14 protein-coding genes are annotated in these 13,089 nt (G+C 68.5%); 5 read left to right on the top strand and 9 right to left on the bottom strand.

All coding sequences use genetic code 11. The annotated features are described in order from the left end of the window. Positions 1 to 60 precede the first annotated feature (60 nt). Both AWB89_RS14865 and AWB89_RS14860 read right to left on the bottom strand, forming a co-directional pair. Positions 61 to 2,742, bottom strand: a complete 2,682-nt coding sequence (locus AWB89_RS14865) for an FHA domain-containing protein (RefSeq protein WP_162293317.1) — start codon at positions 2,740 to 2,742, stop codon at positions 61 to 63. A gap of 140 nt (positions 2,743 to 2,882) precedes the next feature. Beyond that, entirely contained in the window at positions 2,883 to 3,950 is a 1,068-nt protein-coding gene (locus tag AWB89_RS14860) for an alpha/beta hydrolase (protein WP_085174648.1), read from the bottom strand. Between the two features lie 153 nt (positions 3,951 to 4,103). Between AWB89_RS14860 and AWB89_RS14855 the strand changes: the two genes are divergently transcribed. Further along, a complete protein-coding gene (locus tag AWB89_RS14855; protein WP_085101028.1) occupies positions 4,104 to 4,949 on the top strand; it encodes an SDR family NAD(P)-dependent oxidoreductase in 846 nt (281 codons plus the stop codon). A 16-nt stretch (positions 4,950 to 4,965) separates the two neighbouring features. Here the strand turns inward: AWB89_RS14855 and AWB89_RS14850 are convergent, their stop codons facing one another. The 4 genes from AWB89_RS14850 to AWB89_RS14835 form a co-directional block, all read right to left on the bottom strand. Further along, positions 4,966 to 5,469 carry an isoprenylcysteine carboxyl methyltransferase family protein gene (locus tag AWB89_RS14850; protein WP_085101031.1) on the bottom strand — a complete coding sequence of 168 codons (504 nt, stop codon included), beginning with the start codon at positions 5,467 to 5,469 and terminating at the stop codon, positions 4,966 to 4,968. 11 nt (positions 5,470 to 5,480) lie between these two features. Beyond that, complete coding sequence (locus AWB89_RS14845) at positions 5,481 to 6,587, bottom strand: type III polyketide synthase (RefSeq protein ID WP_085174646.1); 1,107 nt, start codon at positions 6,585 to 6,587, stop codon at positions 5,481 to 5,483. A gap of 85 nt (positions 6,588 to 6,672) precedes the next feature. Continuing rightward, on the bottom strand, positions 6,673 to 8,916 hold the full coding sequence (locus AWB89_RS14840) for a molybdopterin-dependent oxidoreductase (RefSeq protein ID WP_085101037.1): 2,244 nt from the start codon (positions 8,914 to 8,916) through the stop codon (positions 6,673 to 6,675). Positions 8,917 to 8,968: 52 nt separating this feature from the next. Further along, a complete protein-coding gene (locus AWB89_RS14835) occupies positions 8,969 to 9,394 on the bottom strand; it encodes a PPOX class F420-dependent oxidoreductase (RefSeq protein ID WP_085101039.1) in 426 nt (141 codons plus the stop codon). Between the two features lie 109 nt (positions 9,395 to 9,503). Here AWB89_RS14835 and AWB89_RS14830 point away from each other — a divergent pair, with 109 nt between their 5' ends. From AWB89_RS14830 to AWB89_RS14820, 3 genes are read left to right on the top strand one after another with little or no spacing between them, the layout of a single operon-like run. Then, positions 9,504 to 9,689, top strand: coding sequence for a hypothetical protein (locus tag AWB89_RS14830; protein WP_085101042.1), 186 nt, complete (start codon positions 9,504 to 9,506; stop codon positions 9,687 to 9,689). Between the two features lie 24 nt (positions 9,690 to 9,713). Continuing rightward, positions 9,714 to 10,157, top strand: a complete 444-nt coding sequence (locus tag AWB89_RS14825) for a nuclear transport factor 2 family protein (protein ID WP_085101044.1) — start codon at positions 9,714 to 9,716, stop codon at positions 10,155 to 10,157. Between the two features lie 58 nt (positions 10,158 to 10,215). Next, positions 10,216 to 10,680 carry a DoxX family protein gene (locus AWB89_RS14820; RefSeq protein WP_085101047.1) on the top strand — a complete coding sequence of 155 codons (465 nt, stop codon included), beginning with the start codon at positions 10,216 to 10,218 and terminating at the stop codon, positions 10,678 to 10,680. Here AWB89_RS14820 and AWB89_RS14815 read toward each other — a convergent pair. Continuing rightward, the gene (locus tag AWB89_RS14815; RefSeq protein ID WP_085101050.1) at positions 10,640 to 11,077 is read right to left on the bottom strand and encodes a cupin domain-containing protein; all 438 of its coding nucleotides are present in this window, start codon (positions 11,075 to 11,077) and stop codon (positions 10,640 to 10,642) included. The genes AWB89_RS14820 and AWB89_RS14815 overlap by 41 nt on opposite strands. Before the next feature lie 85 nt (positions 11,078 to 11,162). Between AWB89_RS14815 and AWB89_RS14810 the strand changes: the two genes are divergently transcribed. Then, positions 11,163 to 12,029 (top strand): alpha/beta fold hydrolase, encoded by an 867-nt coding sequence (locus tag AWB89_RS14810; RefSeq protein ID WP_241520502.1) that lies wholly within the window; start codon positions 11,163 to 11,165, stop codon positions 12,027 to 12,029. Here the strand turns inward: AWB89_RS14810 and AWB89_RS14805 are convergent. Then, positions 12,026 to 12,490 (bottom strand): nuclear transport factor 2 family protein, encoded by a 465-nt coding sequence (locus AWB89_RS14805; RefSeq protein ID WP_085101053.1) that lies wholly within the window; start codon positions 12,488 to 12,490, stop codon positions 12,026 to 12,028. The genes AWB89_RS14810 and AWB89_RS14805 overlap by 4 nt on opposite strands. Then, the gene (locus AWB89_RS14800) at positions 12,474 to 13,088 is read right to left on the bottom strand and encodes a PaaI family thioesterase (RefSeq protein ID WP_085174645.1); all 615 of its coding nucleotides are present in this window, start codon (positions 13,086 to 13,088) and stop codon (positions 12,474 to 12,476) included. The genes AWB89_RS14805 and AWB89_RS14800 overlap by 17 nt, the downstream gene beginning before the upstream one ends. Between the last annotated feature and the right edge of the window lies 1 nt (position 13,089).

Genomic DNA, 13,089 nt, shown 5'->3' with positions numbered 1-13,089 from the left:
TTCGCCGCCCCGAGCGCACACCAAAAGCCGCCGGCGCACACCCGATGCCGGGCGGGGCCGTCAGCCGGACCTGAGCCGGATCTTCCAGCGCACGAAGCCCAGGTAGACGCCGCTGAGCAGCACCAGCATGCCCATGTCGAACCACCACGCGCCGAGCGTGTGTCGCCAATGCGAGTCGTGCGGCACGGACGGCACCGCCTGTTGCAGCGTGAGCAGGTCGACGGTGGAGGCCGACGCCGCGAAGCCCCATCTGGCCGGTGTGGCCCAAGACATCTGGTCCAGCCCGACGCGATCGGTGACCGGAATCATGCCGCCCGAGAACACCAGCTGCGACATCACCGCCACGACGAGCAACGGCATGATCTGCTCGTTGGACTTGGCGATCGACGACAGCACCAACCCGAGCATCGCCGAGGCGACGGTGGTCATGGCGACGTCGACGAACAGCTCCAGATTGGGGATGCCCAACGCCACGGCGCCCTGCGTCGGGCCGCCCTTGCCGATGATCGCGATGACGGTGACGATCGCGGACTGAATGACCGCGAACACCGTGTAGACGAAGACCTTCGCCAGCAGGTACGCCGACGTGGACAGGCCAACCGCCTGCTCGCGCAGGAAGATCGCGCGCTCACCGATCAGGTCCCGAATCGTCAGCGCGGTCCCCATGAACACGGCTCCCACGTTGAGCAACACCAGGATCTGTCCGGGCTCGGTGGGCGCGGCGCCCATCGGGTTCGGCTTGCCGAAGCCCACGTCGCCGGGCACCGACATCGACAGCGAGCCCATGATGAACGGCAGCAGCGCCAAGAAGACGAAGTAGCCGCGGTCGGAGACGATCAACCGCACCTGGCGCCGCGCGATCGTGGAGAACTGCCGGAGCAGGCTGGTGTGCGACGGATCGCCGATCTCCGCGGGTTGCTCGGCGGGCGGCGGTGGCGGCGGCGGGCCCGTCCGCGCCAGGTAACGCGCCTTGGCGCCGTCGGGGTCGCCCGCGACCGTGCTGAAAATGTCGGCCCAGTTCGTCGTGCCCATGGCCGCGCCGATCTGGCTGGGCGGCCCGCAGAACGCGGTCTTGCCGCCGGGGGCCAGCAACAGCACCTGGTCGCACACGTCCAGGTAGGTCAGCGAGTGGGTGACCACCAGCACCACCCGCCCGGCGTCGGCCAGCTGCCGCAGCATGGTCATGACCTGCCGGTCCAGCGCCGGGTCCAGGCCCGACGTCGGCTCGTCCAGGATCAGCAGCGACGGCCCGGTCAGCAGCTCCAGCGCCACCGAGGCGCGCTTGCGCTGGCCGCCGGACAGCTTGTCGACCCGGGTGTGCAGGTGCTGGGTCATCTCGAGTTCCTCGAGGACCCGCGCCACCACCTGGGCGCGGTCGTCCTTGGTGGTGTCGGGTGGCAGCCGCAGCTCGGCGGCGTACATCAGGGCCTGCTGCACGGTCAGCTGGCCGTGCACCACGTCGTCCTGCGGCACCATCCCGATCCTGCTGCGCAAGGAGGCGTATTCGGCGTGCACATTGTGGCCCTCGAAGGAGACGGTGCCCTTGCTCGGGTGCGTGTAGCCGGCCACCAGCCGGGCGAACGTCGACTTCCCCGCACCCGACGGGCCGATGACGGCCGTGAGCGTCCCGGGCTGCGCACCCAGCGAGATGTCGTCCAGCAGGACCTTGTTGTTCTCGATCGTCCAGGTCACCCCGCGGACGTCGAGCCCGCCCGTGCGGGTCGCGGTCGCGGTCTCGTCCCGGCGCGCCAGCGTGCCGCCGGCGAAGACCAGGTCGATGTTGCCGATCGTGACGACGTCGCCGTCGTGCAGCACCGCGGATTCGACGCGGGAGCCGTTGACGAACGTGCCGTTGATACTGCGGTTGTCGCGGATTTCGGTGCCGTGCGGCGTGGGGACGAGGGTGGCGTGGTGGCGCGAGGCCAACACCTCGGGAATGACGATGTCGTTGTCGTTGGCGCGGCCGATCTTGATCGAGCCCGGCATGGACTCCACCGACGTGCGGCCCGGCCGCAGGATTTTCATCATCGACGTCGCGATGTTGGTGGAGTCGCCGACGCGGCCCGTCTCGCCGGCCGCGGGCTCCGCGACGCGGGCGGTTTCCGGCTCCGCCGCGGGCGCCTGCGGCATCTGCCCGGTGGGTGGGCGGTAGATCTTCGGCGCCGGCTGCGGGCCGCTGGCCGGTTGCATGGGCGTCGGCCCGCTCGGGGGATGAACCGGTTGGGGACCGCTGGGCGGGTGGATCGGCCTCATCCCTGGCTGATGCGGCTGCTGGCGGACCGGCCCCGACCGCTGGGGCGGCTGACCCGGCCAGTGCTGGCCGAACTGCTGCGGCTGGCTGTGGGGCGTCCGGGCGCTCGGCCCGCTGGCCGGGTTGTAGATCGGTATCGACGTCGTCAGTGGCGGGCGCCCGGCCGAACCCTGGTGGCGGCCGACCTCGAACGTCAGCGCCGGGCCGTCGGGATTGCCGATGTTGACCCGCATGCCGTCCTGGATGTCGACGGCGGGCACGCGACGATTCTGGACGTAGAGCCCGTTGAGGCTGCCGTTGTCGATCGCGATCCATCTCCCCTGATCGAACCGCACGATGAGATGCGTCCTGGAGATCAGCGGGTGTGCGACGCGGACGTCCGCGCGGAGATCGCGCCCGATCACGACGTCGGTGCCTGCTGCGAAGGTGCGCTCGGATCCCTCGTACCGCACGGTCAGCACAGGTGGGACTGGTGGGCTCACGAGGACCAACTGTATCGGCAGCGGCGCCGATTGCGACCCAAGTCGTCGACGCGGTTTGCCGTCCCCGGGCCATCGTCGCGATCGACCCCGACGCCGGTTAACCCGGGCAAAGACAAGGACCGCCGTGGGAATTTAGCGCCCGAAATCCGTTATCCCGCTGCCGCGGCGAACTGCGGCGCCCGCCCGGCTACCCGGTGTTTGCGGGCGCTCGGCAAACCGCCCGCCGCGGCGGTGACTTCTTTGATGAAGTCCCCGATGTATCGAATGGCGCGCCTTCCTTCCGGCAGGATGTCGGCGGCAATCGGAAAGTCATGTATTTGGCGGTCCCACAGGTGCAGATCGCAGCGAACTCCGCTGAATTGCAACCGTTCAGCCATCAGCTCGGCGTCCGGGAGTAACAGCTCGTCGGAACTGGCGTGAATGGCCACCGGCGGCAGCGACGTGAGATCCGCGTCCACCGGGGATTCGATGCGCGCAGTCTTTTCCCCGTCGTGCGGAAGCCGCACCTCGCCGAGATAGCGGGCGAACATCGACAGCGCGGCCTTGGTGAACATGGAGCACCTGCGGGCGTTGCGGTGCCGCAATTTGCGTGCCGGGTCGGCGTCGGTGAACGGCGAGATCGCCGCGATGCCGGCGGGCCGGACGAAATGCGTGCGCATGGCCGCCAGCGTGATCATGAAGGCGAGGTACCCCCCGGCCGAGTCGCCCGCCACGACGATCTGGTCCCCGCCGTAGCCGCGCTCCTGCAGCCAGCGCAGGCCGTTCATGCCGTCTTCGATCGCGTCGGAGATCTGATGTGTCGGCAACTTCCGGTAGCCGACGGTCAGCACGCCGGCGTCCGCCGCCCGCGACAGCCGGGTCACCAGGGACCGGTGCGTGTTGAGGCCACAGGTAAGAAACGCGCCGCCGTGGAGGTAAAGGATCGCGCGCTTGCCGGACACGCCGGGCGCGTGCACCCACTCGGCGGCACAGTTGTCCAGCCTTATCGGTTCGATCCGTGCCGAGTGGTTGAATCGCGGCATCAACCCCGCCAAACCGTCCACATATTGGAAAGGCCAGTGCAGATTGGGCTGAAAGGCCCAAGCGCGCACCACATTTTTCACCAGCAACCGGCTGGCCATCGATACAGCAAAGGACTGCGGGCTGTGGCGATGGTGAACTCGCCGGTTCATTGCCTGGCTTGGCAATATGTGATAAGGGTTCGCGCTCATCACCATTCGCTTTCACCTCCGTCGAGGTCAACCGAGTACCCGCCCCCGCCGACGGAAAACGGCGGGTGAATCCCTGGCAAATGTCGCCTTCATCACTGTTTGAGGCGCTAACAGGGTGGGTACGGCGCGCACTCACGCCGGTGGCACAAGATATTGGGCATGGAACAGGCAACTCCCGGGACCGCGCTGCTGGCCGATCGGGTCGCGGTGGTGACCGGAGGCGGCGGGGGCATCGGCGCGGCGACAGCGCGGCTGTTCGCCCAGCACGGCGCGCGGGTGGTCATCGCCGATATCGACGGCGAGCTGGCCCGACGCACCGCCGACGGGATCACCGCGTCGGGGGGCTCCGCACTCGCGATCACGACCGACGTCCGCGACGCGGACCAGGTGGCCGGCCTGGCGCGCTCGGTGCTCGAGCGCCACGGCCGGATAGACGTGCTGGTCAACAACGTGGGCCACTGGCTGCGCCATCCGGGCAACTTCGTCGACACCGACCCCGAACTGTGGGACGACCTGTACCGCATCAACCTGCACCACGTTTTCCTGGTCAGCCACGCTTTTCTGCCCGCGATGATCGATCGGGGGGCCGGTGCGATCGTCAACGTCTCATCGGTCGAGGGGCTGCGCGGCTACCCCGAGGACCCCGTCTACGCCGCCTTCAAAGCCGCCGTCATCCACTTCACCCGGAGCCTGGCCGTGCAGGTGGGGCAGGACGGCGTGCGGGTCAACGCGATCGGCCCCGACGTCACCGAATCGCTGCAGGTGCCCTACTCGCAGTGGCTGTCGGCCGACGAGCAGACGCAGTGGCCGCAATGGGTGCCGGTCGGCCGGATGGGCCTGCCCGAGGACCAGGCCCGCGTGATCCTGTTTCTGGCCTCGGACCTGTCGGCGTTCGTCACCGGCCACACCATCCCCACCGACGGCGGCACCGGCGCGGCGGGCGGCTGGTTCCGCTCGTCGCGCCGGCCCGGCCGGGAGTGGACGAATCGCCCCCTCGCGCCCTGATCGCTCGCTCTGATCGTCAGGCGTAACCCAGCGCGGCGTTCTCCGCGCGGATCCGCACGCCCAGCACCATGGCGTTGGCCGCGCTGAACACGAGTGCCGTCAGCCACGCCGAGTGCACCAGCGGCAGCGCGGCCACCTCCGCGGCCACCGCCGTGTAGTTGGGGTGGCGCACCCACCGGTACAGGCCGCTCCGGACGACCGGCACACCCGGGATGACGATGAGCCTTGGGTTCCAACGCTTCCCGAGCACGGCGACACACCGCCACCGGATCACCGTGCTGAGCGCCACGACGCCGAGCATCGGCCATCCCAGCCAACCGATGAACGGCCGGCCGAGCGACCACACTTCCACGATGCACGAGATCAGCAGGAGCGCATGCATGCTGACCATCGCCGGGTAATGATCGCGACCGAACTCCTTGGCCCCGTGCGCAAACGACCACTTGGCGTTTCGCTGGGCGACCGCGAGTTCGACCAATCGTTCCGCGCCGATGGCGAGGATGAACAGGTAGTAATACATGGCCTGTCACCTCACCACTGCAGGAGCAAGAGCTCGAAGCTGAAACCCGGGCCCATCGCGAGCATCACACCGAAGGACCCCGCCGGAGGCGGCTCGGCCACCGTTCGGCGCAGCACGTCCAACACGGATGCCGAGGACATGTTGCCGTTCTCCCGCATCGAGTTTCGGCTGTGCGCCAGTGCCTGCGCCGGCAGACCCAGTGCGTTCTCGATCGAGTCGAGCACCTTCGGGCCGCCCGGATGGCAGACCCAAGTCGAGATGTCGGCGATCGACAGGCCTTGCTCGGCAAGGAACCCGTCGACCTCTTCGCGCAGATAGTCGTCGGCCATCTTCGGGACGTCACGCGACATCACCAACTGGAATCCGCTGGAGCTGACCTTCCAGCCCATGACGTCGACCGTCTCGGCGACGACGCGGCTGCGCGTGGCCAGGACGCTCGGTGCGTGATGCGCCTTGTCTGCCAGCGGGATTCGGTCGGCCCCGGTGGCGACGACCGCCGCCGCCCCGTCACCGAACAGCGACACTCCGATCAGGGCGGGTATCGAGGTGTCGGTGCGCTGCAGGGTAAGCGAGCACAACTCGACCGACAGCAGCACGGCCACATCCCCCGGGTAGCCGTGCAGGTAGTCGTAGACCCGTGCCATGCCCGCGGCCCCCGCCACGCAGCCGAGCCCGAACAACGGGACGCGTTTGACGTTGGGCCGCAGCCCGACTCGTGACATCAACCGCGCGTCGATGGTCGGCACCGCGATTCCGGTGCTGGACACCATCACGATGGTGTCGACCTCGTCCGGCTCGACGTTCGCGGCCGCCAGCGCGGAGCGCACCGCCCGCTCACCCAGGTCGACGGCGACCTCGAGGTAGGCGTTGTTCGATTCGGTGAATCCGGAGAGCTTCGGGTACCGCGACAGCGGCAGTGCGAGGCTGCGATGCTCGACGCCCGCGGTGTGCGCGAACCGCATGAAGCCCGGCTCCGCGAATTCGGTGAGCTCGCGCGCCACCTCGTCCTGGTCATAGCGGTTCCGGGTGAACGCCACTGCCGTGCCGGCGATGCGCGGGGCGCGCCCGGCATGACCGGCGGACCGGTCCGTTGAAGGTAAATACGTTGTTGCAGTCATGCACAGCCGACGAGTACGGACCGGCCGCGGGTTCATCGGACGCTGCGGAACGTGAACTTAATTACATGTTGTCGCTGCGGTGAACTCAGGCGTATTGGGCCGGGCCGCTGGCCCGGAAGCGCGCCGGGTCGTCGATGATCGTCACCGGGATGCCATTGAGGGCGCCGTTGCCGGACGGCTCGTCGAGGAACGTCGGCGGCGAGAGCGCGTTGGTGTTGGCCCCGGGCGAGCCGTTGGCCACCGACATGCGGGTGCCCGGCTTGCCATGTCCCCAACCGTGCGGCATCGACACCACGCCCGGCTTGATGGCGTCGGTGACCTCGACGGGCACCCTGATCTCGCCGGCCTCCGACTTGACGGTGACGATGTCGGCGTCCGCGACGCCGAAGCGGGCGGCGTCCTCGGGGTGCACCAGCAGCGTGCACCGATCCTTGCCCTTCATCAACGCGGGAACGTTGTGCAGCCAGGTGTTGTTCGATCGCAGGTGCCTGCGGCTGACCAGCACCAGCGGCTCGGCCGGGCGCTGCATCCGCGCCGCCAGCCGGGGCAGGTCGTCGAGCAGGTACTGCGGCGCGAGATGGATCTTCTTGTCGAGGGTGCCCAGGATGTCGGGCAGCTGAGGGACCATCGGCCCGAAGTCGATTCCGTTCGGGTTGGCCTTGAGCATGTCCAGGGTGAGGCCGCCCGGGTTCTTGCCGTACTGGTCGCCGAAAGGCCCGGTGCGCAGCGTCAGGTCGAGCATCCGTTCCGGGCCGCCGTGCTCGTAGAGCTTGCGGATCTCGGCGCCGTCGAGACCCTGCGTGAAGGCCAGGTAATCGAAGAAGCCGTCGTCGATCGCGGCGACGTCCACGTCTTCGGCCGGGGTGCCGGTGCACAGGCCGGTCAAGCGGATCAGGATCTCCCATTCGTGCGGGCGATCGCCCGGATCGAACACCGGCGCCGAGTAGTTCGCGATGCTGTGGATGGCGAACAGCAGGATCAGGTCGTCGTGGTGCGGCTGCTCGAGCGGGGACAGGCCGGGCAGGATGACGTCGGCGTGGCGGGTCGTCTCGTTGAGCCAAAGGTCAACGGAAATCATCGCTTCCAGAATCGGAAGCACCTCGTCGAGCTTGTCCCCGCCGGGGGTGGACAGCACCGGGTTGCCGGCGACCGTGATCAACGCTTTCAATTGGCCCTCGCCCGGGGTGGCGATCTCCTCGGCCATGCACGACACCGGCGCCTGCCCGAGGACCTCCTTGGCCCCGCGCACCCGGGTGCGCCAGCGACCGAACTCGGCAAGGCCTCCCTCCAGTCCCGGCAGCGGCTGCGTGGTGATCGACCAGGCCGCCGGCTTGGGGAACATGGCGCCGCCCGGGGTGTCGAAATGGCCCGTCAAGATGTTGATGACGTCGACCAGCCAGCTGGCCAGGCTGCCAAACTCCTGATTGCACAAGCCAATTCGGCCGTACACCACCGACTTCTCGGTGCCGGCCAGCTCGCGCGCCAGCGCGCGGATGCGGTCCTCGTCGATGCCGGTGACGGCGCTCACCCGCTCCGGCGGCCACTCCGCGGCCACCCGGCGCATCGTGTCCACGCCGTCGACGTGCGGTCCCGCACTGACCAGGCCCTCGTCGAACAGGGTGTGGGCCACGGCCAGCAGCAGCGCCGCGTCGGTGCCCGGCACGATCGGAAGCCACTCGTCGGCCTGGGCGGCGGTCTGGGTGCGCACGGGATCGATCACGATCACCCTGCCGCGCTTGCGAATCTGGTTGATCAGGCCCATCACGTCGGGTGCCGCCAGCAGCGAACCCTGCGACGCGGCCGGGTTGGCGCCCATGATGACGAGCAGGTCGGTGCGCTCGATGTCGGGCACCGGGAAGTTCCACCAAAGGCCGTACATCAGGTGCGACGACAGGTTCTTCGGCCATTGGTCGACGGTGCCTGGCGAGTAGGTGATCGGCATCCCGGACATGCCCATCAGCACGCCCGCATACCGGGCAAGCGAAAACGAATGCGCCAGCGGGTTACCGGTGTATGCGGTGACCGCGCCGATTCCGTACTTTTCGATCACCGGCGTCAGCAGCTCGGTGCAGCGGCGAAATGCCGCGTCCCAGCCGACCTCGTGCCATTGCCCGTCGAGTTTGATCAGCGGGCGGCGGATGCGGTCCGGGTCGTCGTGCACCTGACCCAGTGATACGCCCTTGGGGCACAGGTGTCCTTTGCTCCAGACGTCGTCGCGGTTGCCGCGGATGCTGGTCACTTTGCCGCCGTCGACCTGAATTTCCAAGCCGCACATGGCTTCACACAATGGACAGGTGCGCAGGTGCCTGCCGTCGTCTCCGGTCGCCACCCACCCACTGTATTCCGCTACTCACCGTAGCGGAAGTGGCAAAAATTCCTCGTCAGGAGGCCCAGGGGCCGATGCCGCCGACCCTGTCGATGCGGATGCGGGTGAGCACCCCCGGCGGCGCGTCGTCCGGGGGGAACTTCGTGTTCGGGTCGCCCAGGACCGGATTGAGTTCCCTCAGCAGCTCCGGGGCCCCACCCTCCACGATTCGCGCGGTCCCGGCGATGGAGAGGTAGGGCCGCATCCCCAGCCCCGCCTTGTCCAGCGACACGATCGTGACGGCGACGCGCGGATCCTTGCGGATGTTGCGCACCTTCTTGTGCTCGGCGAGGTGGGCGGTGACGAGTTCGTCGCCCTCGGGAGTCGACTGCAGTGCGACCCAAACCAGGCTCACTTGGGGGCTGCCGTCGGGGTTGACCGTGACCAAGGTGGCGTCGGCTCCCTTGCCGATGAGCTCGCGCGCGGCGTCGTTGAGTTTCATGCGTTGTTCTACGGTCGCGCGCCGCGATTCATTCCCTCGCTTGAATCAGATTTGAATATGACCAGTCGGCTGTACAGCTTCGGCCGGCGCTCCTAGCGTCGTAACCGACATGACCGATCATCAGCCGCCGACCGGCATCGAATACCTCCGCTGTGAAGTGCTCGACCGGATGGACGCCCAACCATTCGACGACTGGTCCCCCGCCCTGTTGCGGGCCCTGATCGCAGTTTTCGACCTGAACGGGGTCGCGCCGGCGCCGGTGCAGCGCAGTTTCCGGCCATATCGCGTCAAATGACCCGCCGCGATTAGGCTCGCGCCGGTGGAGATGTGGGAATTGGTCGCCCGCGAGCAGATCCGCGACACGCTCGCGCGGTACAACTGGTCGGGCGACGCGGGCCGGCCCGACGGCCTGGCCGAAACGTTCTGCGCGGACGGTGTCCTCGAGATACGCGGGTCGGAACCACTGCGCGGCCGGACCGAGATCGCGGCGTTCCTCACCGGTGTGGCCGGGAACGTCGCCGCCCGCGCCGACGCCAGGCCCGTCGTCCGGCACAACCTCGCCAACGTGCTGTTCACCGGCCTCACGCCGGAGCGGGCCGAGGTGTCGTCCTACTTCACCGTGGTCACGCAGATCGGGCTCGACCATTTCGGACGTTATCGCGACATTTTGGTGCCCGACGGTGGCACGTGGCTGATCAGGCACCGCAAGGTGTCGACCGACTGGGCGGCCCCGAACTCGACGATGGCAAAGCCGCACAACTAGGCGGGCGGCGGGGTCGCCGAAAGATTAACGTTGCGTGGGGTTTTCGCGAGAGGACACGATGCGTGCACCCGGGGCAGGCGCCGAAACCGACGGCGCCGTCGCGTATCTGTTGCTGCGGCTCACGATTGGCACGAGCCTGCTCGGACACGGATTGGTGCGACTGCCCAAACTGGGCGCCTTCCACGCCCAATTGGCGGCGGAGTTCACGACGTCGATGTTGCCCGCCGGCCTCGTCTCGGTCTGCGGCTATGCGCTTCCGTTCGCCGAACTGGTCACCGGAGTGCTGCTGGTGGCCGGTGCACTGACCCGCGCGGCCGCCGTCGCCGGTGGCTTGGTGATGATCGTGCTGGTATTCGGCGCCACCTCGATCGAGCACTTCAACGTGATCGGCGAGCAGCTCATTCATGCCAGTCTGCTGGTCGCGGTGATCGCCTTCCGCCGGCATAACGCCTACTCCGTCGACCGCCTGCTCGAGGGCAGGGTCACGCGTCGGGCGGCGAGGCGCCGATCGTCAGGACGCTGAGCCGGCAGCCCTGCGGACCGGCGAGCCAGGCGTGGTCGACGCCGGTGATCACCACGCCGTCGCCGACCGCCAGCCGGTGCGCCCCGTCGTCCAGGATCAGGTCCACCGAGCCGGAGAGCACCACGTCGAAATCGACGGTGTCGGTGTGGTGCATGGCGAATTCGGCACCCGGCGCGTACTCGATCGCCGCCCAGCGCAGCGCGCCGGGCGCGACGACGAGGTCGAGGAGGTCCGCAAGCCTCCCGCCCCCGGCCGAAATCGACGGCAGCGACCGCGACGCGTAGAGCACCGAATAAAGGAGGCCGCCGCGACCGGAGTCCCCCTGCATGGCGACGGTGCCGTCCTGGGCGGCGCACGACCGCCCGGATTCGTCAACGCCGGTGACCAGCAAGCGCATGTCCGAAGACTGTAGACGAGGGCCGGCCGACCGATGGGCGGAACACCGCTCCCGCTCGACGCGGCGGCATGGCAGGGTGACATGCGTGACGGACACACGTGAACTCGTCGAGCAAGACCTGCGCGAAATCAGCACCCCGAAGGGAGCACTGCGCTACTACGACTGCGGCCCGAGTTCCGGACCGGTGCTGCTGTTCCTGCACGGCTCCGGCCCCGGCGTCACCGGTTGGCGCAACTTTCGCGGCATCCTGCCGACCTTCGCCGAGCACTTCCGCTGCCTGGTCCTGGAATTCCCGGGTTTCGGGGTCAGCGACGACTTCGGTGGGCACCCGATGGTCGACGCGTTCGGCGCCGTGTCGCCGTTGTTGGAGTCGCTCCGCGTCGACAAGACGCACATCGTCGGCAACTCGATGGGCGGCGGCGTCGGCATCAACTTCGCCATCCGCCATCCGGACCGGGTCGGCCGGCTGGTGACGATCGGCGGGATCGGCACCAACATCTTCAGCCCCAGCCCCAGCGAGGGCATCCGGCTGCTGCAGGAGTTCGTCGAGGACCCGACGCGCCAGCGCCTCGTCGACTGGCTCAAGTCGATGGTGTACGACCAGTCGTTGGTCACCGACGAACTCGTCGAGGAACGCTGGCAGCTGGCGACGGACCCGGAGACCCTGGCCGCCGCGCGCCGCATGTACGGCAAGGCGGCGTTCGCCGGGATGAACGCCGCGATGGCGGCCTCCGACCGGCCGCAGCCGTGGGCGCTCATGCACAAGCTGGCGGCGCCGACGCTGCTGACCTGGGGCCGAGACGACCGGGTGAGCCCGCCCGACATGGCGCTCATCCCGATGCGCACCATCCCCAACGCCGAGCTGCACATCTTCCCCAACTCGGGGCACTGGGCGATGATCGAGGCCAAGGAGGCGTTCGTCAGCACGGTCCTCGGGTTCTTGTCCCGCTAGAGGCCCTTCGTCAAAAGCGCATGCGCGTCGGGGTTGCCGTCGAGGACCCGGCTGGTGCGGGTGGCGATCTGCCAGCGATCGTCGATCCGTTTCAGCGCGAAATGGTGGGCGGTGGCCCGCCACACGCGATAGCCGTCGCCGTCGCGGACAAGGACGAGGGATTCGCAAACGGCCACCGCCTCGTCACCGGCGAGGGTGACGACGCAGGGGCCCAGGAAGTGGCAGCACCCCTTCGCCACCAGCTTCTGGTGGGCGTCCGAGGCGATCATGGCGTGGACGTCGGCCCGGCTGTTCATGCGCCACCCGTCGACGTCGTAGACCCCGTCGGACGCCCATAGGAGCGCCGCAGCGTCGGCGTCCCCGGCGTCCACCGCCGGGCCGTACGAAGCGATCAACTGCCGGATGTCGCGGTCGTCCTCGAGCCGGCGCAGCCGGGCCGCCAGTTCATCGAGTTCGGTCATCGTCGCGCTCCTTCGCTGCCTTCGGAAAGATGAACACGCCTTCGGCCGTCACCGTAATCCCGCCGCTGTCGGCGATGTGGCCTCTTGCGAAGGTCTTCAGGCCGTCGATGCGGTCGACGTGTGCCTCGACGCGCACCGGGCCGAGCGGCGTTCCGCGGAGGTAGCGGAGGGTGAGGGTGCCGGTGTAAGCGGGACGCCCCGGCTGGTGGGCCGTTGCGCCGAGGACGTGATCGAGGATCAGGGCGCACACACCGCCGTGGACGTGTCCGGGCGGCCCCTCGTAGGCGGCACCGAGCGTGACCTCGGTGAAGACGGCGCCGTCGGCGCCGCGCCGGATGACGAGTGGGGGCGCGACCGGGTTTCGAACGCCGATCAGCACGTTGCCCGACGCCGGCGGTTGCTCGTCGACGATCGTGCGGACACCAAACGAGCCCGGCATGAGGTCTGCGCTCAGCTCCTCGACCGCGCGATCCACGTTCGCCTTGGCCGCCGCGACGGCGGCCGCCCCCGCCTCCGTGCGGATGGTGACGTCGATGAGCCGGCGCACCGATTCGGCGAGCGACTGGTACGGATCCGAGTCGCCGTTGCGGTCAGTCATG

Source organism: Mycobacterium paraense (assembly GCF_002101815.1).
Classification (GTDB): Bacteria; Actinomycetota; Actinomycetes; order Mycobacteriales; family Mycobacteriaceae; genus Mycobacterium; species Mycobacterium paraense.
Note: the sequence above shows the minus strand (reverse complement) of the source record. Positions and strands in the feature narration are given on the sequence as shown.

What these genes read in the sequence shown, in the direction of transcription:
- AWB89_RS14845 (WP_085174646.1), bottom strand. Translation starts at nt 6,587, where the DNA reads ATGACTGCAACAACGTATTTACCTTCAACGGACCGGTCCGCCGGTCAT.
- AWB89_RS14830 (WP_085101042.1), top strand. Translation starts at nt 9,504, where the DNA reads ATGACCGATCATCAGCCGCCGACCGGCATCGAATACCTCCGCTGTGAA.
- AWB89_RS14800 (WP_085174645.1), bottom strand. Translation starts at nt 13,088, where the DNA reads ATGACTGACCGCAACGGCGACTCGGATCCGTACCAGTCGCTCGCCGAA.
- AWB89_RS14820 (WP_085101047.1), top strand. Translation starts at nt 10,216, where the DNA reads ATGCGTGCACCCGGGGCAGGCGCCGAAACCGACGGCGCCGTCGCGTAT.
- AWB89_RS14805 (WP_085101053.1), bottom strand. Translation starts at nt 12,490, where the DNA reads ATGACCGAACTCGATGAACTGGCGGCCCGGCTGCGCCGGCTCGAGGAC.
- AWB89_RS14815 (WP_085101050.1), bottom strand. Translation starts at nt 11,077, where the DNA reads ATGCGCTTGCTGGTCACCGGCGTTGACGAATCCGGGCGGTCGTGCGCC.
- AWB89_RS14855 (WP_085101028.1), top strand. Translation starts at nt 4,104, where the DNA reads ATGGAACAGGCAACTCCCGGGACCGCGCTGCTGGCCGATCGGGTCGCG.
- AWB89_RS14850 (WP_085101031.1), bottom strand. Translation starts at nt 5,469, where the DNA reads ATGTATTACTACCTGTTCATCCTCGCCATCGGCGCGGAACGATTGGTC.
- AWB89_RS14835 (WP_085101039.1), bottom strand. Translation starts at nt 9,394, where the DNA reads ATGAAACTCAACGACGCCGCGCGCGAGCTCATCGGCAAGGGAGCCGAC.
- AWB89_RS14860 (WP_085174648.1), bottom strand. Translation starts at nt 3,950, where the DNA reads ATGGTGATGAGCGCGAACCCTTATCACATATTGCCAAGCCAGGCAATG.